We start from the raw sequence: 23798 nt of genomic DNA on the forward strand, positions 1-23798 counted from the left end.
CTCTCCCCCCCACGACCGCAAAGGCAGATACGACAGCGCATGATTGCTCCCGGCGAAACCATCGGAATCCTTGGTGGCGGCCAGCTTGGCCGGATGCTCGCGATGGCCGCCGCGCGGCTTGGCTACCGCTGCCATATCTACGCGCCCGAGGACCACTCGGTCGCCGCCGAAGTGAGTGCGGCGCACACCCAGGCCGCGTTCGACTACGCGGCGGGCCTTTCCGCCTTCGCGGCCGACTGCGCGGTGGTGACCTACGAGTTCGAGAACGTGCCAGTAGCCCCGCTCGCCGCGCTGGGCGAGGTGCCGGTCTTCCCGCACCCGCGCGCGCTGGAAACCGCGCAGGATCGCCTCGCCGAGAAGACCTTCGTCACCAAGCTGGGCGGCACCCCTGCCCCCTTCGCGCCTGTGGATTCGCCCGAGGACCTGCGCGCCGCGATCGCCAGGATCGGCACGCCCGGCATCCTCAAGACCCGGCGCGACGGCTATGATGGCAAGGGCCAGTGGCGGATCATGTCGCCCGAAGACGCCGAGGGCCTCGACCTGCCCGACCAGCCGCTCATCTACGAGGGCTTCGTCCACTTCTCGGCCGAGTTCTCGGTGATCCTGTGCCGCGGCCAGGACGGCGAAATCCGCTATTTCGATTCCGCGCACAACCGCCACGAAGACGGCATTCTCGCGCTCAGCACCGTGCCCGCACCCGATGCGATCACCGCGCAGGTGCCTGCCGCGCGCGACCTGGCCGCCAAGGTCGCCGACGCGCTCGACTACGTCGGCGTCCTGACCCTGGAGTTCTTTGCGACCGAGGCGGGCCCTGTCTTCAACGAGATGGCCCCGCGCGTCCACAACTCCGGCCACTGGACCATCGAGGGCGCGGTCACCTGCCAGTTCGAGAACCACATCCGCGCGATCTGTGGGCTGCCGCTAGGCAGCACCGAACTTGCCGCGGACGCTGTGGAAATGCGCAATCTCATCGGCGAGGCTGCGAACGACTGGGCCGAAATTCTCAAGGACCCGGCCAACCACCTGCATCTCTACGGCAAGGGCGATGTACGCCCCGGCCGCAAGATGGGCCACGTCACCCGCCTGACTTTCGACTGAGCGGGCAGGTGCAGGACATCTTCCTCATCACCGCCCGCGCGGCGAACGGCGTGATCGGCCTCGGCGGGCAGTTGCCCTGGCGCCTTCCAGCCGATCTCAAGCGTTTCAAGGCGCTGACCATGGGCAAGCCCATGGTCATGGGCCGCAAGACCTTCGAGAGCTTCCCTTCGCCCCTTCCCGGCCGCCGCCACATCGTGCTCACCCGCGATACCAAGTGGCAGGCCGAGGGCGCCGAAGTGGTCCACACCGTGCACGCTGCGCTGGAGCTGGCCGGTGAGTGCGAAATCGCGATCATCGGTGGGGGCGAGATCTACGCGCTGTTCCTGGAACACGCCCACCGCATCGAGCTGACCGAAATCCACGAGGACTACGTCGGCGACACGCATTTCCCGATTCTGGACGACACCTGGCGCGAGACCGCGCGCGAGGAACATCCGGCAAACGGCAATTTTCCGCCTCACGCTTTCGTGACCCTCCAGCGCAACCTATAGCCGCCAGACATGATTCGCCTCGACAACCGCGTACCCGTCCCCGATTCGCTCCATGGCGCCATTGTCGCGCTGGGCAACTTCGATGGTTTCCACCAGGGCCACCAGGCCGTCGTCGGCGAAGCGATCCGCTGGGCGCGCGCCGAGGGCCGCCCGGTCATCGTGGCGACCTTCGATCCGCACCCGGTGCGCCTGTTCCAGCCCGACGCGGCGCCCTTCCGGCTGACCACCCTCGACCAGCGCGAGGACCTGTTCGGCGCGGCCGGGGCCGACGCCATGCTGGTGCTCCACTTCGACCGCCTGATGGCGAGCATGACCGCGGCGGAATGGATCGAGGAAGTCCTCCACCGCCAGCTTGGCGTGGCCGGCGTCGTCACCGGCGAGGATTTCACCTTCGGCAAGGGCCGCGGGGGCAATCCGGACGTGCTGCGCGAGATCGGAGCCCGATTCGGCGTCACCAACCGCACCGTCCCCGCCGTTCACGACCAGTATGGACCTATCTCGTCGAGCCGCGTGCGCGAAGCGCTCATCGCGGGCGACTGCGAGGCCGCCGCACGCCTCCTCACCCGCCCCTTCGCGGTGCGCGGGCCCGTCCAGCACGGCAACAAGTTCGGACGCCAGATGGGCTTCCCCACCGCCAACATCGACATGGCAAGCTACCTGCGTCCGCACTACGGGATCTACGCGGTGATCGGCCATTTCCCGGACGGACGCCGGATTCCGGGCGCGGCGAACCTGGGCATCCGCCCCACGATCCAGCCGCCTGTCGAACTCCTGGAGCCGCATTTCTTCGACGTGTCGGAGGACATGTACGACCTCGTCATCGAGGTGGAATTCCACCACTTCATCCGCCCCGAGGCCAAGTTCGCCTCGATCGAGGAAATGATGACTCAGATCGGGCGCGACTGCGTCAAGGCACGCGAACTTCTCGCTCCCCTGACCTGATCGGCAAAAGAGAGTCCATTCATGGACTCTTCCTCCCTTCCAAGAACCGCGCAATTGCTCTAGTGGCGGCCGGTCATGACTGAACAACGCGACTACAAAGACACCGTCTTCCTGCCGAAGACCGATTTCCCCATGAAGGCCGGCCTCGCCCAGAAGGAGCCCGGTATTCTTTCGCGTTGGGAAAGCGAGCGGATTTACGACCAGGTTCGCGCCGCGCGCGCAGGCCGGGAAAAGTTCATCCTCCACGACGGCCCGCCCTACGCCAATGGCGACATGCACATCGGCCATGCGCTCAACCACATCCTCAAGGACATGGTCGTGCGCACGCAGACGCTGCTGGGCAAGGACGCGCCCTACGTGCCGGGCTGGGACTGCCACGGCCTTCCCATCGAGTGGAAGGTGGAAGAAGCCTACCGCAAGAAGAAGAAGAACAAGGACGAGGTTCCCGCCGAGGAATTCCGCGCTGAATGCCGCGCCTACGCGCGCCAGTGGGTCGATACCCAGCGCGAGCAGTTGAAGCGCCTGGGCATCAACGGCAACTGGGACCAGCCCTACCTGACGATGGACTTCGACGCCGAAGCCACCATCGTGACCGAACTCCTGAAGTTCGCGCAGAGCAACATGCTCTACCGCGGCGCCAAGCCGGTCATGTGGTCGCCGGTCGAGAAGACCGCGCTCGCCGAAGCCGAGGTCGAGTACGAGGACATCGTCTCGACCCAGATCGACGTCGCCTTCGAGATCGTTGAATCGCAGGACCCCGACCTTGTCGGCGCCTACGCAGTGATCTGGACGACCACGCCCTGGACGATCCCCGTCAACCAGGCGCTCGCCTACGGCTCCCACATCGATTACCACCTGATCGAGGCCGATGGTCGGCGCTACCTCATCGCCGAGCCGCTGGTCGACGCCTTCATCAAGCGCCTGGGCCATGAAACGCACGACCTGCACTTCTTCATGAAGGGCGCAGGGCTCGAAGGCACCAAGGTGCGCCACCCGATGCATCACCTGGGCGGCTTCTACGCCGAACTGCGCCCGATGCTGGCGGGCGATTTCGTCACCACCGATTCGGGCACCGGCCTTGTCCACCTCGCCCCCGATCACGGCGAGGACGACTTCGAGCTGTGCAAGGCCAACGGCCTCAATCCCAAGTTCGTGGTCGAAGCCGATGGCCGCTACCGCGAAGACTGGCTGTGGCTGGGCGGTCAGGGGTCGGTCATCAACCCCAAGTTCACCGCGCCTGACGGCCCGATCTGTTCGGACCTCAAGGAGGCTGGCGCGCTGCTTTCGGCCTCGGCCGACTACAGCCACTCCTACCCGCATTCGTGGCGCTCGAAGGCCAAGGTCATCTACCGCTGCACCCCGCAGTGGTTCGTACCGATGGACAAGCCCTCCGCCACCTCGGGCATGCCCGATGGCATGACCCTGCGCGAAACCGCCGAGATGGCGCTCGCCCACACGCGCTTCGTGCCCGCCAAGGGCCGCAACCGCATCGGCGCGATGGTCCAGGGCCGCCCCGACTGGGTGCTCTCGCGCCAGCGCGCCTGGGGCGTGCCGATCACGCTCTTCGTCGACCGCACAACCGGCGAATACCTCGTCGACGAGGCGGTCAACGCGCGCATCATCGCGGCCATCCGTGAAAGCGGCGTCGATGCCTGGTCGGACGAGCGCGCGCAGGAATACCTGGGCGGGGCCTACAAGGCCGAGGATTACGAGCGCGTCGTCGACATTCTCGATGTCTGGTTCGATTCCGGCTCGACCCACGCCTTTGTCCTCGAATCGGGCAAGTGGCCCGAACTGCTGCGCCCCGAAGGCTATGAAGGCCCGCACGCGGACCTCTACCTCGAAGGCTCCGACCAGCACCGTGGCTGGTTCCAGTCCTCGCTGCTCGAAGCCTGCGCCACGCGCGGCCATGCGCCCTACAAGGCGGTGCTCACCCACGGCTTCACGATGGACTCCAAGGGCTTCAAGATGTCGAAGTCGCTGGGCAACACGATCAGCCCGATCAAGGTCATGGAAACCAGAGGCGCAGACATCATCCGCCTCTGGGCGCTCTCGGTCGACTTCACCGAGGACCACCGCATTGGCGATGAGATCCTGAAGGGCGTGGGCGACCAGTACCGCCGCCTGCGCAACACCTTCCGCTACATGCTCGGCGCGCTCAGCGATTTCGCCGAGGATGAGCGTGTGGCCCTCGCCGACATGCCCGAGCTCGAACGCTACATGCTCGCGCTGCTGGCCGATCTCGACGCGGACCTGAAGCAGGCCGTCGCCGACTATGACTTCAACACCTACGTGCGGCGTCTCCTCGACTTCTGCAACGAGGACCTCTCGGCCTTCTTCTTCGACATCCGCAAGGACCGTCTCTACTGCGACGATCCGGCCAGCCTGGAGCGCCGCGCCTACCGCACCGCGCTCGACACGCTGTTCCACGCACTGGTGCGCTACGCGGCCCCTGTCACCGTGTTCACGGCCGAGGAAGTATGGACCTCGCGTTATCCCGAAGGCGGCAGCGTCCACCTTCTGGAATGGCCCGAAGTGCCCGCACCGGATGCCGACAAGGACACCTGGACGGCCCTGCGCACCCTGCGCGAGAAGGTCACGGAAGCCATCGAACCGCTGCGCCGTGAGAAGACCGTGCGCTCCAGCCTCGAGGCCGAAGTCACCGTTCCCGCCAGCGCCGTGCCCGAGGGCTTCTCGGACGAGGATCTGGCCGCGCTGTTCATCACCGCGACAGTGAGCCGCGGGCAAGGCGAGGACGTGACCGTCACCAAGACCACCCACCACAAGTGCGGCCGTTGCTGGCGCCTGCTTCCCGAAGTTTCGGAAGACGGCGCGCTGTGCGGGCGCTGCGAGGACGTGGTGGACGCGCCGGAGACCCCCGCGTGACCCTCATGCGCAAGCGCCTGCTCGGCCTTCTGGCCGCAGCCCTTGTGTTCCTTGTCGACCAGGGCGTGAAGTCCTGGGTCACGGGCCCGCTCGGCATCGACCGGGTGGGCGACGTGCAGGAAATCCTGCCCTTCTTCGCGCTGCGCTTCACGCAGAACTTCGGCGTCTCGCTCGGCCTCTTTACCGCGGGCTCGCCCGAGGGGCGCTGGGCGCTGGTGGCGATGACCGCGGGAATCGCGCTGTTCGTCTTCGTGTGGCTGCTGCGCGAGCGCAAGCTGCCCGAGATCGGCGCGCTCGGCCTGGTGCTGGGCGGCGCGCTCGGCAACATCCGCGACCGCTTCAGCTTCGGCTACGTGGTCGACTTTGCCGACCTGCATTTCGGCGAATGGAGGCCCTTCCTGGTCTTCAACATCGCCGATGCCGCGATTACCCTGGGCGTCCTGATTATCCTTGCCCGCACGCTCCTTTCGCGCGACAAGCCCGAAACCACAGCAAGCCCCGCTCCGGAGAGTTGATTTGATGTTCGTTAAGAAGACCGGCGCCCTGATCCTTGTCACGAGCGGCGCATTCCTGCTCTCGGCCTGTGGCAGCAGCGGCCTGTTCAACCGCGCGCGGCCGGACGAATTCGCCGTCCAGCGCCAGACGCCGCTGGTCGTGCCGCCCGACTTCTCGCTGCAGCCGCCCAAGCAGGGCGAACCGCGCCCCTCCGACGGCGCGCTTCAGGAGCAGACCCTTGATGCGCTGTTCGGCGGCCCGCAAGCCCGCAGCGACGTGGAAACGGCAACCCTCGCCATGGCCGGCAAGGCGGAGCCCGGCATCCGCTCGACCGTGGGCGATCCCGACACCTACACCGTGGCCAAGGGCCAGGTGACCCGCTCGATCCTGTCCGCCCCGGAAGGCGACGGCCGCGAAGCCCAGGTCGCCGTCGGCGGCTGAACCCGGCTTCCAGAGTTACGAAAAGGGCCGGGAGGGCGATGCTCTCCCGGCCCTTTTTGCGTGTGAAGTCGGGAAAGAAGAAAAGCCCGATTCAAGGGGCCATCGCCCCTTGCCCCCGAAATCGGCGACCTCACCGCACTAAGGCCGCGTGAACAAGTTCGGCATTGATCGGAACGACTGGAATGGGTCGATTCAAGACGGTTGGGTCTTGGTGACGAAGCTATGGCTTGCCTCGTTCAATCCTCAACAACGCAGCCCCAGCCATCGTAGTCGCCATTGCTCACCTTCGCATTGCGGTAGAGATCGATCGTTATTTCGTCGATCTGGTCTGGCCTATCTGTTCGATCGAACTCGATCCCGTATTCGAACTCGCTTGCATCTCTTTCTTGTGAAACCGAGTAGCCCTGTGCGAGAATATATCGAGCAAACTGGTCGCGATCAGTCGGTGTTTTGAACACTGCAAAGTGATCTATTTTCCGGGGACGGTCGATATGATCACCGTTTTCGAGCAGCCGATCAATTACGTCACGGTTCCCAATTCTCTGCAAATCCTCCGGCGAGGGATGGAGGAACCCCCAGTAAGTTGACCATTCGCGATCTAAGCGAGTGCCAGTCTGGAACTGGAAAGAAGGCCAGTTTTCCATTGCCTCGATTAGTTTCGCCTCAATGGAGGGGTCATTCGTATAGAAGTAGAAATCGCGATTTCCGCTTGATGTGTTGCGGCCAACATAGAGCGCTCTACCGTTGCTCCCGATAGTTTTGGCAACGTCCTTTTCGAGCGCAACCAGCGTGTCGAACTCTTGCTGGCTCGACAGGCCATCTTCGCGGGGATGATTCATTCGCACACGAAGATAAGCCATGTTCGGGAATTTGGCCACTGGCGCGACCCTGGCGATACCGAGATCGACAAAGATGGATGCAGGTTCGCCATCTACGAGAAGCGGATAAAAATTCCAGTGGTCCGACATCAACATATCCCGGTGCTGTTCACCTGCACGATAGCTTTGCACCGAAGGCTTTCAACAACGGGTTCTAGTGGATTGACCGCAACGAAAGAGTCCGTCTGGGGATTCCCACCGGCTTGCAGGCGTGCCAGTCTCGGAGGATGCGCGATGGGATCAGCTTCACCGTTTCGGCTTCCGACCGTCAACGCCTGGACGACATCGTGTCGGCTCCCTTGAGCCCGCAGAAACATGTCTGGCGCGCCCGTATCGTGCTTTTGAGCAGCGATGGCCTGGGGACCTCGGCGATCATGGCGGCCACAGGCAAGTCGAAGACCTGCGTGTGGCGCTGGCAGGAGCGCTTCATGCACGAAGGTGTAGATGGTCTTCTTCGCGACAAGTCCCGTCCGCCCGGCAAGGCGCCAGTGTTGCCCAAGCGCGTGGCCGAGATTGTCCGGCTGACGCAGGAACCGCCGCCGCATGAGGCAACCCACTGGACGGCGCGCGCGATGGCCAAAGCGGTCGGGCTTGCCGTTTCGACAGTGCAGTCGATCTGGAAGGCGCATGGGCTTGCTCCGCATCGCTGGCGCAGCTTCGCTGTCGAACGATCCGGCTTTCGCCGAAAAGCTCACCGAGATCGTCGGCCTCTATGTCGATCCGCCCGCCCATGCGGTGGTCCTGTCGATCGACGAGAAATCGCAGATACAGGCGCTCGACCGCACCCAGCCCGGCCTGCCGATGAAGAAGGGCCGCGCCGGTACCCTGACCCATGACTACAAGCGCCACGGCACGACCACGCTGTTTGCTGCACTCAACGTACTCGACGGAACCGTCATCGGGCAGAACATGCAGCGTCACCGCCACCAGGAGTTCATCCGCTTCCTCAATCGGATCGAGCGCGAAGTGCCCAAGGATAAGGCGATCCACGTGATCCTCGACAACTATGCCGCACACAAGAAGGACAAGGTCCAGGAGTGGCTCGCCCGCCATCCGCGCTGGACTTTCCACTTCACGCCAACTTCTTCCTCATGGCTCAATGCCGTCGAGGGCTTCTTCGCAAAGCTGACCAGGCGGCGCCTCAAGCACGGCGTCTTCCACTCCGTCGTCGAGCTCCAGGCTGCCATCAACCGGTTCATCCGGGAGTACAATGCCGATAACCCCAAGCCCTTCATCTGGAAGGCCAATCCGGATGACATCATCGCCGCTCGAAATCGAGGGTTCCAAACGTTGGAGTCAATCCACTAGAAATATCGTTTGGTTTGATGAATGTCCGTCATGGGGCGAAGCCCGAGGTACGAATCTGCCCACGCCGCCTGAATCAAGGCTAGGCATGTAAGGTGCGCTCGACAGTTTGGGGAGCCCGAGGGCGATGGCCCTCGGAAAGCTGCTTCTGGTGGCATCTCACCCCTCGCCGGTGACGCCGTCGCCTTCCGCCTCGTCGCCCTGCCGGTGGACGAGGATCTTGTCGATCTTGAGGCCGTCCATGTCGACCACCTCGAAACGCCAGCCCTGCTCGGTAAAGTGTTCGCCCTCCCCCGGCACCTTCTTGAGGACGGCGAGGACATAGCCCGCGGCCGTTGCGAATTCGCGGTCTTCGGGCAGCGTCATGGCAAGGCGGTCGGCCAGCGCATCGGCGGGCATCGCGCCCGAGACGAGCATCGAGCCGTCCTCGCGGTCGATCACCAGCGGCGCATCGCCCACGTCCTGATGGCTGGCGAAGTTGCCCACCAGCGCCTCAAGCACGTCGGTGGGTGTCACGATGCCTTCCAGGTGCCCGTATTCGTCGTGGACGAAGGCCATCGCCACGGGCGCGCTCTGGAGCTTGCGCAGCGCGTCCATGGCATCGAGCTGGTCGGGAATGACTTCGGCGCGCGTCATCATCTTAGCAATGTCGACGCGCTCGCCTGCGACCAGCGCGGCGAGAACTTCGCGCACCTTGAGGACGCCGACGATGGTGTCGCGCGATTCCTCCTGCGCCACGGGCAGGAGGGAGTGCGGTGTCTCCTCGATCCGCGCGCGCAGCTCCTCCTCGCTGGCGTCGAGAACGATCCAGTCGAGCTGGTTGCGCGGCGTCATCAGTTCGCGCACCGGACGGTCGGCCAGACGCATGACGCCCGCCATCATCGCGCGCTCCTCTTCCTCGATCACGCCCGAACGCGTGGCCTCGGCGAAGATCATCTGGAGTTCCTCGGAGGTCAGTCGCTCCTGCGCGCCGCCTCGGATCGCCAGGAGGCGCAGGATCAGGCCTGAGGAGCGGTCGAGCAGCCACACGAACGGCGCCATGATCCGCGCCATCCAGGCCATTGGCAGGGCCATCACGATGGCCACCGGCTCGGCAGCGCGCAGCGCGAGCTGCTTGGGGACCAGTTCCCCCGCCACCAGGCTGGCGTAGGTCGTCGCCACGATCACGAGAGCAAAGCCCGCTTCGTCGGCATAGGCGGCGGGCATGCCCAGCATGGCCAGACGCTCGCCCACCGGACCGCCCAGGCTCGCGCCCGAATAGGCGCCCGCGACGATGCCGATGAGGGTGATGCCGATCTGGACGGTGGAGAGGAACTTGCCCGGGTCCTGCGCCAGCGCGATCGCGGTCCGGGCCGCCGCATTGCCCTTGTCCGCGCTGACCTGCAGGCGCGGGACACGCGCCGACACGATCGCGAGCTCGGACATGGCGAAAAGGCCATTGAGCAGGATCAGCCCAACGATGACGAGAAGGTCGGTCCAGGGAAATGGCGTCACAATGGCTCAGCGCTAGCAGAGTTCGACGGCGGCGCGAAGCGGTTGCGTAGCCCTTGTCTCGCAAAAGCGACTTTGACCCTGCCTGCGGAACACCCTGACCCATTGTTCGTTGTGGGCAAGGTGGACAGGAGGGATTAATGTGCACGACAGCACAGACCTCCTGCAGGCATGCGGATCTAGGAAAGGCATCGTTATGAAAAAATCGCGTTTGTTCATCAGTGCAGCGGCCGCACTTTCGCTGGTAGGCCTCTCGGCCTGTGTCACCGATCCCAACACGGGCGAGCGCAAGGTGTCGCGCACGGCCATCGGCGGTGCCGGCGGTGCGGGCCTGGGCTACCTTCTGGGCAGCGTCATCGGCGGCAAGACCGCACGTATTGTCGGTGCAGGCATTGGCGGCGTCGCAGGCGGCGTGGTCGGCTACCAGATGGACAAGCAGATCAAGGAGCTGAAGGAAGACACCGCGGGCTCGGGCATCGACGTGACGCAGGAAGGCGACGGCATTCTCGTCAACCTGCCCGACGTGACCTTCGCCGTCGATTCGACCGCGATCAGCCCCTCGTTCCAGAGCTCGCTCGACAAGGTCGCGCAGTCGATGGTCGAGTATCCCAACAGCCTCGTCGACGTCTACGGCCACACCGATTCGACGGGCGCGGCCAGCTACAACCTCGACCTTTCCAAGCGCCGCGCCGATTCGGTCGCGCGCTACCTGATCAGTCGCGGCGTCGCTTCGGCCCGTCTGCAGACCCAGGGCATGGGTGAGGATTACCCCGTCGCCGACAACACCACCGCCGAGGGCCGTGCGCTCAATCGCCGCGTGGAAATCAAGATCACCCCGGTCACGACCGAGGACGCCCGCTCGGCGAATTGATCGCCCCGACATGCGAAGCGTGCGTCCCCAGGGGCCGCACGCTTCCCTATCCGCCCCCGCGCCGGGCAAAAAAAAGGCCGGTCCATGTCGGACCGGCCGTTTTAGTTCATTTGGGAGAGGATGCCTGAAAGGCGTTTCCTCTTTAGGTGCAAGCCCGGATGCGGGCAAATGACGAAACGGCGAATGTGGTTGCGCAATGCGCAACAATAACGCTTTTCCGGGGCCTAGGGAATCAGGCTCCAGTTGCGCCTGACTCACCCGCCCTCTCTCGCTTCTTGTTCTTTTTCCACCACATTGACGCTTAATCAGGCCTTCCTCCACCATACGGGCCCACCTCTTAGTAATTACACTTATACTCAAATCACTATTGGTTATCCATTACGTGAAATACGAACTCAATTCATTCCTGATTTTATGAAATTTATTGAGAGAGATTGTTTTGAGTATGGAGGATAAAGTGGAAAGAGCGCAGGTTGTATTGATAGACAGCGATGTTCATCGGCGCGCGCGAATCGCATATGAGCTGACAAATCTAGCAAGTTACGTAATTCCACTTGAACATTATTCGGAGCTTACACAATATTGGCCAAGGGATGCTGTCCTGCTGGTCGAGGATTCCGGAGGCACCGTCGATTCTCTGTGCCGCCTCCTCAAGATGCACCAGAAGGACTTACCCTTCGTTGCCTTCTCGGCCGACGCGAGCCCGCAGCGCCGTTCCGCAGCGCTCCTGAAGGGTGCGGGCGCCTACCTGCCCTGGCCCTGCGGCGCCGAGGAACTGAAGTCGACGCTGCTCTCTGTGGCCGCAGCGCACTCTGCCAAGGCACTGGCGACCAGCGAACCGGAGAGCGTCTTTCCCCAACTCGCCCCGAGCGTGATCCAGCCTCAGGAAGATGCGGGTCTTCGCCAGATGCGCGAGCTGTGGCGGGCCTCGAACGAAAGCCACGCCCCCCAGGCTTACGCCGAGTAACGCGCGGCCCGGTCGGCGAGGCGGGCCACCGCCTCGCCGTGCATCGCGCTCGAACAGCACAGGACGCCGAAGGCACGCGGATCGTGCTTGTTGTAGTTGAGCGGCTTACCGAAGGCATCGGTCACAGCCGCGCCCGCTTCGCGGGCAATCAACCCAGCGGCGGCAATGTCCCATTCGAACCCCCAGCGCAGCGTAGCCAGCAGGTCCGCCTCGTCGGCCGCGACCATCGCCATGCGCAGCGCGATCGAGTTGGGCTGCTCGATGCGCAACAGATCCGCGTCTTCGGGCGCGAGCTTGCGCGCAGGCACCCGCGCCCCCGCCAGGGCGGGACGTGCGCTCGCCGTGAGAGGGATGCCGTTGCGCGTGGCGCCCCGCCCCAGTTCACCTTTCCAGAACTCCCCGCCTTCCGCGCGCCGGCGCGCGGGCGCGTAGAGATAGCCGAAGAGCGGACGGTGGCGGTTGACCAGCGCCACGGAAACCGCCCAGCCATCGCGCCCGCCGATGAAGTCGCGCGTGCCGTCGATGGGATCGACCAGCCAGACCAGGTCCTGTGCGCAGCGCGCGCCGCTGTCGAGCGTCTCCTCGCTCAGCCATCCCGCAGCGGGCAGCAGCGCGCGCAGCTCGCGTTTCAGATAGGCATCCACGGCGAGGTCGGCGGCGCTGACCGGACTGCCCGGGTCCTTTTCCCAGTGCGCAAGGACGTGTCCGTCGCCCGGCCAGGCCGCAAGCGCAATACGCCCGGCCTCGCGCACGATCGCTTCGAGACGTGCGCGGTCGATCATCGTGGGAAGCCCTCCGGCGTCGATCTATTGATATTGCTTCGCATTATGCCGAAACTCCCTCGCGATTTGCCGACAAAGTCGCCCGGATGTCCATTTCCCACGTCATGCGGAGCCTTAGAGGCCTTTTCAAGCGCGCAGGGATATGCTTAGGCGGCGTTGCAAAAATCACCATTCGCGCCCTCCTTCGAGGAAACTCCAGCAGAAAGCGACTGACCGATGAACATTCACGAATATCAGGCCAAGGAACTGCTTGCGAAGTACGGCGTGGGCATCCCCGCCGGCATCCCCGCCCTGACCGTCGAAGAAGCCGTTGCCGCCGCCAAGCAGCTCCCCGGACCGCTCTACGTCGTCAAGGCGCAGATTCACGCCGGTGGCCGCGGCAAGGGCAAGTTCAAGGAACTCGGCCCCGACGCCAAGGGCGGCGTGCGCCTCGCCAAGTCGATCGACGAGGTCGAGGAATTCGCAAAGGAAATGCTCGGCAACACCCTCGTCACCATCCAGACGGGTGATGCCGGCAAGCAGGTCAACCGCCTTTACGTGACCGACGGCGTCGACATCGCCAAGGAATACTACTTCTCGATGCTCGTTGACCGCGCCACCGGCCGCGTCGCGATGATCGCCTCGACCGAAGGCGGCATGGACATCGAGGAAGTCGCCCACTCGACTCCGGAAAAGATCACCACGATCACGATCGACCCGGCCGAAGGCTTCCAGCCCCACCACGGCCGCGCCGTCGCCTTCGGTCTCAAGCTGACCGGCGATCTCAACAAGCAGGCGCAGAAGATCGCCAAGCAGATCTATGAGGCCTTCATGGACCTCGACTGCGACATGCTCGAGATCAACCCGCTGGTGGAAAGCGCCGACGGCCAACTGCTCGTCCTCGACACCAAGATGAGCTTCGATTCGAACGCGCTGTACCGTCACCCCGACGTGCGCGAACTGCGCGACGAGACCGAAGAAGATCCGGCCGAGATCGAAGCTTCGAAGTACGACCTCGCCTACATCAAGCTCGATGGTGACATCGGCTGCATGGTGAACGGCGCAGGGCTTGCCATGGCGACCATGGACATCATCAAGCTCAACGGCTCGTTCCCCGCCAACTTCCTCGACGTGGGCGGCGGCGCCACCACCGAAAAGGTGACTGCGGCGTTCAAGATCATTCTCGGCGATCCCAACGTGAAGGGCATCCTCGTGAACATCTTCGGCGGCATCATGAAGTGCGACGTCATTGCCGAGGGCATCGTGGCCGCGGCCAAGGAAGTGAACCTGGGCGTGCCGCTCGTGGTTCGCCTCGAAGGCACCAACGTGCAGCAGGGCAAGGACATCCTCGCCAACTCGGGCCTGCCGATCGTTCCGGCCAACGACCTGGGCGATGCGGCCAAGAAGATCGTCGCCGAAGTTCAGGCGGCCTGATCGGCCCCACAGGCACCGATACGACATGCAAAGCGGCGGGGGCCTCGGGCTCCCGCCGCTTTCTTTTTGCCCTTCGAACAGGGCCCGGCCCCGCTCTGTACGCCGGGAGCAGACCTCCTCATGCACTTCGCGGGCCAATTGCCCGGCGCGACTAAAGCCCCTCTTGGGGCGATGGAACAATTGCGGGGGTTGACGTCTTGAGCGTGGGGCGCGATGGCATCCACCGCGCAATTTAATCGCATGGCTAAACAGCCCTGCAGCAGAGTTTGAGAGGACATATTCTCATGAAAATCCTCGTGCCCGTGAAGCGGGTGATCGACTACAATGTGAAGCCGCGGGTAAAGGCGGACGGGTCCGGCGTGGACCTTGCCAACGTGAAGATGAGCATGAACCCCTTCGACGAGATTGCCGTCGAGGAAGCGCTGCAGATCAAGGAAGCGGGCAACGCCGAAGAGGTCATCGTGGTCTCGATCGGCCCGGCCAAGGCCGCCGAAACCTTGCGCACGGGCATGGCGATGGGCGCGGACCGCGCGATCCATGTCGCCACCGACGAGGAAGTCGAACCGCTCGCGGTCGCCAAGATCCTCAAGGCCGTGGTCGAGGAAGAGAACCCCGGCCTCGTGATCCTGGGCAAGCAGGCGATCGACGACGATTCCAACCAGACCGGCCAGATGCTCGCGGCCCTGCTCGGCCGTCCGCAGGGCACCTTCGCCTCCAAGGTCGTGGTCGAGGGCGATAGCGTGGCCGTCACCCGCGAAGTCGACGGCGGTCTCGAGACCGTCAAGCTCGCGATGCCCGCCATCGTCACCACCGACCTTCGCCTGAACGAGCCGCGCTACGCATCGCTGCCCAACATCATGAAGGCCAAGAAGAAGCCGCTCGATGCCAAGACGCCCGCCGATTACGGCGTCGACATCGCGCCGCGCCTCAAGACGCTCAAGGTCGCCGAACCGCCGGTGCGCAGCGCCGGCATCAAGGTCGAGAACGTCGATGCGCTTGTCGCCAAGCTCAAGGAAATGGGAGTCGCGTAATGAAGACGCTTGTTTGGGTCGAACACGACAACGCCGCCGTCAAGGACGCGACGCTCTCCACCGTCACCGCCGCTGCAAAGCTGGGTGAAGTTCACCTCATCGTTGCAGGCGCAGGCTGCGCGGCCGTCGCCGACGAAGCCGCCAGGATCGCTGGCGTCGCCAAGGTGCACCTCGCCGACGACGCGGCTTACGAGCATGGCCTCGCCGAGAACGTCGCCCCGCTCATCGTCGAGCTGATGGGCGATCACGACGCCTTCCTCGCGCCCGCCACGACCACTGGCAAGAACATCGCGCCGCGCGTCGCCGCCCTGCTCGACGTCATGCAGGTCTCGGACATCCTCTCGGTCGAGGGCGAGAAGACCTTCACCCGTCCGATCTATGCCGGCAACGCGATCGCCACGGTCGAGAGCACCGACGCCAAGCTCGTCATCACCGTGCGCGGCACCGCCTTCGAAAAGGCCGATGCCGAGAGCGGTTCGGCCAGCGTCGAGGCCGTCTCGGGCAAGGGCGATGCGGGTCTCTCCAGCTTCGTGGGCCAGGAGATCGCGACCAGCGAGCGCCCTGAGCTCACCAGCGCCAAGGTCATCGTCTCGGGCGGCCGTGCCCTCAAGGACGCGGACACCTTCGAGGCCACCATCCTGCCGCTCGCCGACAAGCTCGGCGCCGCCGTGGGTGCCAGCCGCGCGGCGGTCGATGCGGGCTATGTCCCCAACGACTACCAGGTCGGCCAGACCGGCAAGATCGTGGCGCCCGAAGTCTACATCGCGGTCGGCATCTCGGGCGCGATCCAGCACCTTGCGGGCATGAAGGACTCCAAGACCATCATCGCCATCAACAAGGACGAGGACGCCCCGATCTTCCAGGTCGCAGACATCGGTCTTGTCGCCGACCTCTACGACGCCGTGCCGGAACTTACCGGCAAGCTCTGAGGCTTCGGCCCGAAGGTTTGAAAAGCCCTCGTCCGGCTCCGGCCCGGCGGGGGCTTTTTCGTAGATCGACGCGACATTGCTTCCCCGCAAGAGTCTTGCCCCCTACCCTGCCTCATGCCATTCTTGGTCAACTGGATAGGGGGATATCGAGATGCGCAGAACAGGTTGGGCCATCGCGGCGGTATGTGGGCTGCTGACGGCGCAGGGCGCTCAGGCCAAGCCGGACACCTTCGTTCTGGAAGCCTCCTCGCCCTGGAACGTGGACTGGGCCGACAACGCCTGCGTCCTGCAACGCATGTACGGCGAAGGCGACGAAGGCGTCCTCCTGCGCTTCCTGAACTTCACGCCGGACTACACCTACCAGATCCAGCTCACCGGAGGCCCGGCCAAGCTCAACCTGCCGCACCGGGACATCGAAGTCGCCTTTGCACCCTTCCCCTCCTACGAAGCCGATGCAATCGCCGCGAAAGTCGATGACACTTATGACTCCCTGCTCTTCACCACCGAGATCGCCATCGATCACGATGAACTCGATCGCATGGACGCCGATCAGCGCACCTCGGCCCTCGCCAAAGGCGAGGAGCCCGATCGGCATTTCGTCCGTCCCGTCGCCGGCGAGGTCGATCACTTCGATGTCGACCTCGGCCCCCGCACGCTCAGATTCAATACCGGCGCTCTCGAGAAGCCTCTGGCCGCCTTGCGCACATGCACTCGGGATCTCTTGCGCCAATGGGGCGTCGATCCCGATGTGCAGGATCAGGTTGCCTACGAAGCTCGCCCGGCCGGAGATGGTGAACTGCGCCGGCAGATGGGATTGAAATTCCCAAGCAACCTCATTCGAAAAGGCGCACAAGCCCGCGTCAACGTCGTCGTCACTGTCGATCCGCAAGGGAAGATGCAGGGATGCCGCGTCCCCCTATCCCAGAACGATCCCAGGTTCGACGAACTGGTATGCGAACGGATGACGAATCTCACGTTCGAGCCGGCGCGGCTTGCCGATGATACCCCGGTGACGAGCTACTGGGCTGTCACGACCATCTTCCGGCTAAACTAGGGCAGGTCTCAAGGCTGACGCTCGTAAAGGTTGAGCGCGACCGGGTCCTCGGCGTCGGGCTCCTTGCGGTCGTAGGCGACAAAGCCCAGCGCAGCGGCAAGACGCTCGGACGCAAGGTTGCCCTCCTCGATCATGCAGACCATGCGGCGCGGGCCATGGCGTTCCTCGAACCAGGCGAGGCTCGCCTCCATGACCTCGCGCGCAACGCCTTGGCCCCACCAGTCGCGCGCCACGATCCAGCCCGCCTCGGTGGCATCGTCGAACCCCTTGCCGAAGCCCCGGTTGGAGTGAAACAGGCCGCAGCTCGCGATCATCGCCTCCGATCCGTGGGGGCGCACCGCGAAGAGCCCATAGCCGTGCTGGAGCCAGCTTTCGGCATGGCGGATCAGACGCTCCATGTGCTTTTCCGGGTCGGGGGGCGTGGGCGCGAGATAACGCGTCACCTCCGGATCGGCGAGCAGCGCCATGTGCGCCACCAGATCCCCCACCCGCGGCTGCCACAATTCAAAGCGCGTGGTAGTAAGAAGGGGCGCGGTCAGGCCCTCGGGCCACGGCTCCTGGCTCACAGGAAGCGCTCCACGGTGTGGATGGCAAGGCCGAAGAGGCCGCCCACCAGCGTTCCGTTGATGCGGATGAACTGGAGGTCGCGGCCGACCGCCCCCTCGATCCGGGCCGACACCGTCTGCGCGTCCCAGCGCTTCACCGTCTCGGAGACGAGCCGCACGATCTCGCTGCCGTAGCGCGCACTCACGCCGACGAGCGTGCGGCGGGCAAAGCGGTTGACCATGACCTGCAGGCGCGCGTCGCCGCCAAGCGCCGCACCCAGCTGGCCAAGCCCCTGCCCCAGCGTTGCGCCGAGCGAGCCGGAGAGCGCGGCCTCGGGGTTGCGCATGGCTTCGAGCAGCGCGGTGCGGCCCCGCTCCCACATCGCCTCGATCCAGGCGCCCAGCGCCGGATTGGCCAGCAGTTCGGCCTTGATGCGCGCCACCCGCGCCTGCATTTCAGGATCGCTGCGCAAGTCGCGCACGAGGGCCGTCAGCGCCTCGTCGACCTTGCCGCGCAAGGGATGGTCGGGCTGCACGATGATTTCGGCAAGAAGGCGGTAGGTTCCGTCGAGGACCCCGTTGGCAAGGCGCTCATCAAGGCCGGTCCAGCGCATGATCGTGTTGGCGCGCGCGTGGATCATCTCGCGGATCATCGGCTCGTTGGCCTCGATCACCTCTCCCACCTTGCGCAGCATCGCCTCCAGGACAGGCAGGTGGCGCTGGTCGGCAATTGCGTTCTCGAGCATCTGGGCAAGGAGCGGCGCGGCATCGATCCGCGCGAGCTGGGACTTGAGGCCGGTCTTGACCATGCCTCCCATCTGCTCGGGGTCGAGCGATTCCAGCACATCGGCAAGGAGATTGGCCGCGCCCGCCCGGATCCTCGGATTCTCGCCCCGCGTCGGATCGCCGAGGAAACCGCCCAGGCTCGCGGCAAAGTTGAAGCCCTGCAGGCGCCGGGCGACGACCTGCGGGGTCAGGAAATTCTCGCGCAGGAAGCGCGCCATCGAATCGGCGATCCGGTCCTTGTTCTCCGGAATGATCGCGGTGTGCGGGATCGGCAGGCCCAGCGGCCGGCGAAAGAGCGCGGTGACCGCAAACCAGTCAGCCAGCCCGCCCACCATCGCCGCCTCGGTAAAGGCGATGGCGTAGCCCAGCGGCGTGTCCCAGGCGGGAAAGAGCCCGTGCAGGCGGTGAAGCGCCAGGAACAGCGCGGCCATGGTCAGGAGAAGACCGGTCGCGAAGAGGCGCATGCGGCGCGCCCTGTCGGCCTTGCCGATACCGGCGCCAATCCCGGCGCCGATCTCCCTGAATGTACTGTCCTGCGCCAAAACTACGCGCCTTTCCCTTATTCGGCGGGAAGCGCGGTCCCCCCTTGCGAACGGGCGTGCGCCTCCTCGGCATGGTGCGGCTCGAACGTCAGCAGCGTCGTGCGCAGCTTGGGTCCGATCCGCTTCTCGAAACCATCGGCAAGGCTAAAGGCTGCGGGCACAATTACCAGAGTAAGCAAGGTGGAAAGGAGGAGCCCGCCGATCACCACGAGGCCCATCGGCGCGCGGAAGGCCCCGTCGCCCGAGATCGACAGCGCGGTCGGCACCATGCCCGCCGTCATCGCGACCGTGGTCATCACGATCGGCTGCGCGCGCTTGTGCCCGGCATCGATGATCGCGGTCACCTTCTCCACGCCGCGGTGCATTTCCTCGATCGCGAAATCGATGAGGAGGATCGAGTTCTTGGCGACGATGCCCAGCAGCATGAGAATGCCGATGAAGACCGGCATCGAGATCGGTTCCCCCCGGATCGCGATGGCCAGCAGGCCGCCGAGCGGCGCCAGGAGGAGCGAGGCCATGTTCACCAGCGGCGAGACGAAGCGCTTGTAGAGCAGCACTAGCACCGCGAAGACGAGGAAAATGCCGCTGATCACCGCGATGATGAAGTTGGTGATCATCTCGGCCTGCCACTGGTCCTCGCCCACCGGCGCGTTGGAGACGCCCATCGGCAGGTTCTGCATGATCGGCAGCTGCTGGATCGCCTCCATCACCGTGCCCTTGATCTGCCCGGGCCCAAGGTCGGCGCCAACGAAGACGCGGCGCGCCTGGTTGTAGCGCGCGATCTCGGTCGGACCTGCGCCAAAGCGGATTTCAGCCACGCGCTTCAGGGGAACACTGCCCCCTGCGCTGGTCGTCACCGGCAGGTTCTCGATGGTCGAGAAGTCGCGGCGCGAATCCCGGTCGAGCACCACGCGGATCGGCACCTGCCGGTCCGAGAGCGAGAACTTGGCCGCGTTCTGGTCGATCTCGCCCAGGGTCGCGATCCGGATCGTCTGGCTGAGCGCGGTGGTGGTCACGCCAAGCTGGGCAGCGAGGTCGAGCCGGGGCACGATGACAAGTTCAGGGCGCTGGAGGTCGGCCGCGATACGCGGCGCGACGACGCCCGGGATCGAACGCATCTGGTCGACCAGGATCTGTGCGGTCTTGTTGAGCTGGTCGGAATCGCTGCCCGACAGCATGACCGAGATGTCGCGGCCCGACCCGAAGCCGCCCGACTGGGTGGCAAAGCTCACGCGCGCATCGGGAATGCGCTGCAGTTCGGGCGCCAGGCGGCGTTCGAACTCGATGCTGGTCGCATCGCGCTTATCGGCAGGCTTGAGCGTGATGTAGAGCGTCGCCTCACCCTCGCGCGAGGCGGCCATGACCAGCTCCACCTCGGACTGCGCCTCGATGATGTGGGTCACCTCGTCGGCCACGGCCTCGGTCTGCTCGAGCGTGGTGCCGGGCACCATCTCGATATTGACCCGGCTCGTGTCGGAGTTGTTGGCCGGCATGAACTCCTGCGGCAGGCCCAGCAGCAACGCGAAGGTCACCACCAACGCGTAGACACCGGCGAGGAAGGCGTAGAAGCGGTGATCGCGTGTGCGTGCGGCCACGCGGTCGTGCCAGTAGCGGTACCATTGGCCAAAGGTGCCCATGAGCCCCCAGACCAGTCGGAACACCTTGCCCAGCCCGAAGATCACGAGCGGGACGGCCAGCGGGGCAATAAGCGAGGGCAGGACGACCTGCGCGCTGTTGCCAAGCCCCAGCGCGGCCACGCCTGCGGCCAGCGCCTGGAACGCGGCGACGGCCCCCGCAATACCGGCAAGGAGGAGGACAAAGAGCAGCGCCACGGCCGGGAGCGCATACCAGCGGCCATGCTCCGGGCGCACCAGCGCGGCCTTGCGGCGCAGCGCCTCGCGGCTGTCGAGCGTCCAGGCGAGGATCTTCACGTAAAGGTCCATGATCCGCCCGCCGCCGTGCTCGGCATGGCCATGCGACTTCAGGAAATAGGCCGCGACCATCGGCGTGATCATGCGCGCGACCGCAAGGCTGATCAGCACGGCCACGACGATTGTAAGACCGAAGGCCTTGAAGAACTGCCCCGAAATGCCCGGCATCATGCCGACGGGGAAGAACACCGCCACGATCGAGAAGGTGGTGGCGACAACCGCGAGGCCGATCTCGTCGGCCGCGTCGATCGAGGCCTGGTAGGCGCTCTTGCCCATGCGCATGTGGCGCACGATGTTCTCGATCTCGACGATGGCGTCATCGACAAGGACACCGGCCACCAGGCTCAGCGCGAGCAGCGAGAGGAAGTTGAGCGTGAAGCCCATGAGATCCATGAACCAGAAGGTCGGGATCGCGGAAAGCGGGATGGCGATGGCGGCGATGAAGGTCGCGCGCCAGTCCCGCAGGAACAGGTAGACGATGACGATGGCCAGCACCGCGCCCTCCACCAGCATCTCCATCGAGCTGGTGTACTGCTCGCGGGTGTAGTCCACCTGCGAGAACAGGCGGGTGAAGTGGACCGACGGGTTGGCCTTGCGGATCGCGTCGAGCTTTTCCATCGCGCCGTCGTAGACCGCGACGTCCGAGGCGCCGATGGCGCGGTCGAAGCTGAAGGTGACGACCTCACGCCCGCGCAGCTTGGCCATGCGGTAGCGCTCGGAATAGCCGTCGTAGACCTTGGCCACATCGGAAAGCTTGACCTGGCGGCCATTGCCCAGGTTGATGCGCGTCTGCGAAAGGTCGTAGGCGCTGTCGGCATTGCCCAGCACGCGCACCGACTGGCGCGAACCGGCAATTTCCGCCTCGCCGCCCGCCGCATCGGTGTTCACCTGGCGCAGCACTGTGTTGATGTCGCGCGCGGTCACGCCAAAGGCGATCATCTTGTCGGGATCGACCACGACGCGGATCTCGCGGTCCACGCCGCCGTTGCGGCTGACCGAGGCAAGCCCCTGGACCGAAAGCAGGTTCTTGGAGACGGTATCGTCGATGAACCAGCTCAGCTGTTCGATGGTCATGTCATCGGCGCTGACCGCGAAGACCGCAAGGGTCCCCCCGCCGCCCGCTTCGACCTTGGAGATCTGCGGTTCGAGAATGCCATCGGGCAGGTCGCCGCGCACCTGGTCGACCGCGTTCTTCACCTGGTTGGTGGCCACGTCCGCATCGGTGCCGATGGCAAAGCGCACAAAGGTGACCGAACTGCCTTCCGAGGCGTTGGATTCAATCTCCTCGACCCCGCTGATCGAGCGGGCGGCGCCCTCGACGATCTGGGTGATCTGGGTCTCGATCTCGGTCGGGGCGGCGCCGGGCTGGCTGATGCGCACGACCACGCCCGGGAAGTCCACATCGGGCATGTTGTTGACATTCATGCGCCCGAACGAGACCATCCCCGCGATCATCAGGCCGATGAAGAAGACGATCGGAATGATCGGGTTGCGGATCGACCAGGCCGAGATGTTGCGAAAGTTCATGTCTGTCCCTGCCCGACGCGTCAGTCCGCGGTCTTGGCCATGCGCGGCTCGACGGTGTCCTCGGGATTGAGGAAGCCACCGGCGCGCAGGACGACCGTCTCGGTGCCGGCAAGGCCCTTGGAGATGACGATGCCATCGGCGGTAACGAGCCCGGTTTCGACCCCGCGCCGCGCCACCTTGTTGTCCTTGCCCACGACATAGACAAAACTGCCCTCGGCATCGCTCTGGATCGCCGATTCCGGAAGCATCGGCGCCACCACGGTGCCGCTGGTCAGCGTGGCGCTGGCAAAGCCCCCCGGACGCAGCGCACGGTCATAGGCCAGCGCGATGCGCGCGGTGCCCTGGCGCGAGGTCGGGTCGATGATCGGCGAGACCTGCCAGACCTGCCCGGTGAAGGCGCGCTCCGAGCCGACCGGAGTCACCTCGGCCTGCGCACCGACGCGCACGCGCGCCAGGTCGTCCTCGCTGAGATTGGCGAGCAGTTCCATCTCGCCGCCCTTGGCAAGGCGGAACAGTACGCTCGAGCCGCCGCCCACGACCTGGCCCGGCTCGACATTGCGTTCAAGCACGAGCCCGGCGGCGGGCGCGACGATGTTGAGGCGCGCGGCCTGGGCCTGAAGCTGGCGCAGCGAAGCGCGGGCCAGTTCGACCTGGGCCAGTGCCGCATCGCGCGTGGCGGTCAGGCGGTCGACGTCGGCCTTGGAGATGAAGCCGCGATCGACCAGCTGGAGCGCGCGGTCGAGATTGGACTGGGCGAGCCGCGCGTCGGCCTGCGCGGCCTTGATCTGCGCGGCCTGGCTGGCCTGCTGCTGGACCTGCACCGAACTGTCGACGACGGCGAGCACCTGGCCGGCCTTCACCCAGTCGCCCGGTTCGACGAGGACGCTGCGCACCTGCCCGCCTTCACCCACCGAACCGATCGGCATGGCGCGGCGCGCGGCGAGCGATCCGGTGGCGGTGATCGTGCCCACGACGGTCGAGCGGCCCGGCTTGACGACGGTCACGACCGGCACCTGTGCCGCCTCGACCGGGCCGGTTTCCGAACCGCTGTGGAGGTAGAACCAGATTCCCACGATGAGCACGAAAGCCCCGGCAACGCCAAGCCAGATCAGCCGCGAGGAGCCTTTTTCGGGCCCTTGCGTCTGCGCCTCGTGCGCCTCGAAAGCCCCGTCCGCGCCCGTCTGTGCGCCCAGGTCCTCCTTGCTCACGACTTCGGCGCGATCCTTGTCCAACTTGCTCGTGTAATTCATTCCGTCACCGCACTGGCCGCATCGTCCCGGCACCCTCACAGGTCCCCCAGTTTCCCGTGCAAGGTCACGCATCGCCCCGCACGGCCCGGATCATGGCCGTTAATCCCTGATCCTGACGTATACGTGTGCCTACGACGGGTGGC

Annotated in this window: 19 protein-coding genes and 1 pseudogene; 13 read left to right on the plus strand and 7 right to left on the minus strand. The window is 65.1% G+C overall.

Translation table 11 applies throughout. From position 1 onward, the window contains the following. Positions 1 to 39: 39 nt before the first annotated feature. The 6 genes from HT578_RS12550 to HT578_RS12575 all read left to right on the plus strand — a co-directional run bounded on the left by HT578_RS12550 (position 40) and on the right by HT578_RS12575 (position 6353). On the plus strand, positions 40 to 1098 hold the full coding sequence (locus tag HT578_RS12550; protein ID WP_213499837.1) for a 5-(carboxyamino)imidazole ribonucleotide synthase: 1059 nt from the start codon (positions 40 to 42) through the stop codon (positions 1096 to 1098). A gap of 8 nt (positions 1099 to 1106) precedes the next feature. Beyond that, positions 1107 to 1589, plus strand: a complete 483-nt coding sequence (locus HT578_RS12555; protein WP_213499839.1) for a dihydrofolate reductase — start codon at positions 1107 to 1109, stop codon at positions 1587 to 1589. 9 nt (positions 1590 to 1598) lie between these two features. Next, positions 1599 to 2531 (plus strand): bifunctional riboflavin kinase/FAD synthetase, encoded by a 933-nt coding sequence (locus HT578_RS12560; protein ID WP_213499841.1) that lies wholly within the window; start codon positions 1599 to 1601, stop codon positions 2529 to 2531. Positions 2532 to 2606: 75 nt separating this feature from the next. After that, positions 2607 to 5417 carry an isoleucine--tRNA ligase gene (gene ileS / locus HT578_RS12565; RefSeq protein WP_213499843.1) on the plus strand — a complete coding sequence of 937 codons (2811 nt, stop codon included), beginning with the start codon at positions 2607 to 2609 and terminating at the stop codon, positions 5415 to 5417. 5 nt (positions 5418 to 5422) lie between these two features. Further along, entirely contained in the window at positions 5423 to 5932 is a 510-nt protein-coding gene (lspA, locus tag HT578_RS12570) for a signal peptidase II (protein WP_213504298.1), read from the plus strand. Positions 5933 to 5936: 4 nt separating this feature from the next. Further along, the gene (locus HT578_RS12575; RefSeq protein ID WP_039392019.1) at positions 5937 to 6353 is read left to right on the plus strand and encodes a DUF3035 domain-containing protein; all 417 of its coding nucleotides are present in this window, start codon (positions 5937 to 5939) and stop codon (positions 6351 to 6353) included. Between the two features lie 236 nt (positions 6354 to 6589). Here the strand turns inward: HT578_RS12575 and HT578_RS12580 are convergent, their stop codons facing one another. After that, on the minus strand, positions 6590 to 7321 hold the full coding sequence (locus HT578_RS12580; RefSeq protein WP_213499845.1) for a DUF695 domain-containing protein: 732 nt from the start codon (positions 7319 to 7321) through the stop codon (positions 6590 to 6592). Between the two features lie 137 nt (positions 7322 to 7458). On the opposite strand from HT578_RS12580, the pseudogene HT578_RS12585 reads away from it, so the two are divergent. Beyond that, positions 7459 to 8539, plus strand: a pseudogene (locus HT578_RS12585) (IS630 family transposase). Positions 8540 to 8695: 156 nt separating this feature from the next. On the opposite strand, the gene HT578_RS12590 reads toward HT578_RS12585, so the two are convergent. Continuing rightward, positions 8696 to 10030 carry a hemolysin family protein gene (locus tag HT578_RS12590; protein WP_213499847.1) on the minus strand — a complete coding sequence of 445 codons (1335 nt, stop codon included), beginning with the start codon at positions 10028 to 10030 and terminating at the stop codon, positions 8696 to 8698. A gap of 193 nt (positions 10031 to 10223) precedes the next feature. Here HT578_RS12590 and HT578_RS12595 point away from each other — a divergent pair, with 193 nt between their 5' ends. Together HT578_RS12595 and HT578_RS12600 are read left to right on the plus strand one after the other, a co-directional pair. Continuing rightward, positions 10224 to 10898 carry a YiaD family glycine zipper/OmpA-like lipoprotein gene (locus tag HT578_RS12595; protein ID WP_213499849.1) on the plus strand — a complete coding sequence of 225 codons (675 nt, stop codon included), beginning with the start codon at positions 10224 to 10226 and terminating at the stop codon, positions 10896 to 10898. 439 nt (positions 10899 to 11337) lie between these two features. After that, on the plus strand, positions 11338 to 11865 hold the full coding sequence (locus HT578_RS12600; protein ID WP_213499851.1) for a response regulator: 528 nt from the start codon (positions 11338 to 11340) through the stop codon (positions 11863 to 11865). Here HT578_RS12600 and HT578_RS12605 read toward each other — a convergent pair. After that, on the minus strand, positions 11853 to 12647 hold the full coding sequence (locus HT578_RS12605) for a 3'(2'),5'-bisphosphate nucleotidase CysQ (RefSeq protein WP_213499853.1): 795 nt from the start codon (positions 12645 to 12647) through the stop codon (positions 11853 to 11855). The genes HT578_RS12600 and HT578_RS12605 overlap by 13 nt on opposite strands. 216 nt (positions 12648 to 12863) lie before the next feature. Here HT578_RS12605 and sucC point away from each other — a divergent pair, with 216 nt between their 5' ends. The 4 genes from sucC to HT578_RS12625 all read left to right on the plus strand — a co-directional run bounded on the left by sucC (position 12864) and on the right by HT578_RS12625 (position 17074). Further along, on the plus strand, positions 12864 to 14060 hold the full coding sequence (gene sucC, locus HT578_RS12610) for an ADP-forming succinate--CoA ligase subunit beta (RefSeq protein WP_039390015.1): 1197 nt from the start codon (positions 12864 to 12866) through the stop codon (positions 14058 to 14060). A gap of 284 nt (positions 14061 to 14344) precedes the next feature. Next, positions 14345 to 15091: an electron transfer flavoprotein subunit beta/FixA family protein gene (locus HT578_RS12615; RefSeq protein WP_039390014.1), complete on the plus strand. Its 747-nt coding sequence runs from the start codon at positions 14345 to 14347 to the stop codon at positions 15089 to 15091. Further along, on the plus strand, positions 15091 to 16020 hold the full coding sequence (locus tag HT578_RS12620; RefSeq protein WP_213499854.1) for an electron transfer flavoprotein subunit alpha/FixB family protein: 930 nt from the start codon (positions 15091 to 15093) through the stop codon (positions 16018 to 16020). Before HT578_RS12615 ends, HT578_RS12620 begins: the two co-directional genes overlap by 1 nt. A gap of 259 nt (positions 16021 to 16279) precedes the next feature. Next, on the plus strand, positions 16280 to 17074 hold the full coding sequence (locus tag HT578_RS12625) for a TonB family protein (RefSeq protein WP_213499855.1): 795 nt from the start codon (positions 16280 to 16282) through the stop codon (positions 17072 to 17074). Between the two features lie 8 nt (positions 17075 to 17082). Here HT578_RS12625 and HT578_RS12630 read toward each other — a convergent pair whose 3' ends face one another. From HT578_RS12630 to HT578_RS12645, 4 genes are all read right to left on the minus strand, one after another. Next, positions 17083 to 17640 carry a GNAT family N-acetyltransferase gene (locus HT578_RS12630; RefSeq protein ID WP_239026274.1) on the minus strand — a complete coding sequence of 186 codons (558 nt, stop codon included), beginning with the start codon at positions 17638 to 17640 and terminating at the stop codon, positions 17083 to 17085. Continuing rightward, positions 17637 to 18869, minus strand: coding sequence for a DUF445 domain-containing protein (locus HT578_RS12635; RefSeq protein ID WP_213504301.1), 1233 nt, complete (start codon positions 18867 to 18869; stop codon positions 17637 to 17639). The genes HT578_RS12630 and HT578_RS12635 overlap by 4 nt, the downstream gene beginning before the upstream one ends. A 95-nt stretch (positions 18870 to 18964) precedes the next feature. Then, complete coding sequence (locus tag HT578_RS12640; RefSeq protein ID WP_213499856.1) at positions 18965 to 22405, minus strand: efflux RND transporter permease subunit; 3441 nt, start codon at positions 22403 to 22405, stop codon at positions 18965 to 18967. Positions 22406 to 22425: 20 nt separating this feature from the next. After that, entirely contained in the window at positions 22426 to 23655 is a 1230-nt protein-coding gene (locus HT578_RS12645) for an efflux RND transporter periplasmic adaptor subunit (protein WP_039390009.1), read from the minus strand. Positions 23656 to 23798 lie beyond the last annotated feature (143 nt).

Origin of the sequence: Novosphingobium decolorationis, assembly GCF_018417475.1 — a bacterium.
GTDB classification, from domain to species: domain Bacteria; phylum Pseudomonadota; class Alphaproteobacteria; order Sphingomonadales; family Sphingomonadaceae; genus Novosphingobium; species Novosphingobium decolorationis.

What these genes read in the sequence shown, in the direction of transcription:
- HT578_RS12645 (WP_039390009.1), bottom strand. Translation starts at nt 23,655, where the DNA reads ATGAATTACACGAGCAAGTTGGACAAGGATCGCGCCGAAGTCGTGAGC.
- HT578_RS12640 (WP_213499856.1), bottom strand. Translation starts at nt 22,405, where the DNA reads ATGAACTTTCGCAACATCTCGGCCTGGTCGATCCGCAACCCGATCATT.
- HT578_RS12620 (WP_213499854.1), top strand. Translation starts at nt 15,091, where the DNA reads ATGAAGACGCTTGTTTGGGTCGAACACGACAACGCCGCCGTCAAGGAC.
- HT578_RS12560 (WP_213499841.1), top strand. Translation starts at nt 1,599, where the DNA reads ATGATTCGCCTCGACAACCGCGTACCCGTCCCCGATTCGCTCCATGGC.
- HT578_RS12580 (WP_213499845.1), bottom strand. Translation starts at nt 7,321, where the DNA reads ATGTCGGACCACTGGAATTTTTATCCGCTTCTCGTAGATGGCGAACCT.
- HT578_RS12605 (WP_213499853.1), bottom strand. Translation starts at nt 12,647, where the DNA reads ATGATCGACCGCGCACGTCTCGAAGCGATCGTGCGCGAGGCCGGGCGT.
- HT578_RS12575 (WP_039392019.1), top strand. Translation starts at nt 5,937, where the DNA reads ATGTTCGTTAAGAAGACCGGCGCCCTGATCCTTGTCACGAGCGGCGCA.
- HT578_RS12595 (WP_213499849.1), top strand. Translation starts at nt 10,224, where the DNA reads ATGAAAAAATCGCGTTTGTTCATCAGTGCAGCGGCCGCACTTTCGCTG.
- sucC (WP_039390015.1), top strand. Translation starts at nt 12,864, where the DNA reads ATGAACATTCACGAATATCAGGCCAAGGAACTGCTTGCGAAGTACGGC.
- HT578_RS12615 (WP_039390014.1), top strand. Translation starts at nt 14,345, where the DNA reads ATGAAAATCCTCGTGCCCGTGAAGCGGGTGATCGACTACAATGTGAAG.
- lspA (WP_213504298.1), top strand. Translation starts at nt 5,423, where the DNA reads ATGCGCAAGCGCCTGCTCGGCCTTCTGGCCGCAGCCCTTGTGTTCCTT.
- HT578_RS12635 (WP_213504301.1), bottom strand. Translation starts at nt 18,869, where the DNA reads ATGCGCCTCTTCGCGACCGGTCTTCTCCTGACCATGGCCGCGCTGTTC.
- HT578_RS12550 (WP_213499837.1), top strand. Translation starts at nt 40, where the DNA reads ATGATTGCTCCCGGCGAAACCATCGGAATCCTTGGTGGCGGCCAGCTT.
- ileS (WP_213499843.1), top strand. Translation starts at nt 2,607, where the DNA reads ATGACTGAACAACGCGACTACAAAGACACCGTCTTCCTGCCGAAGACC.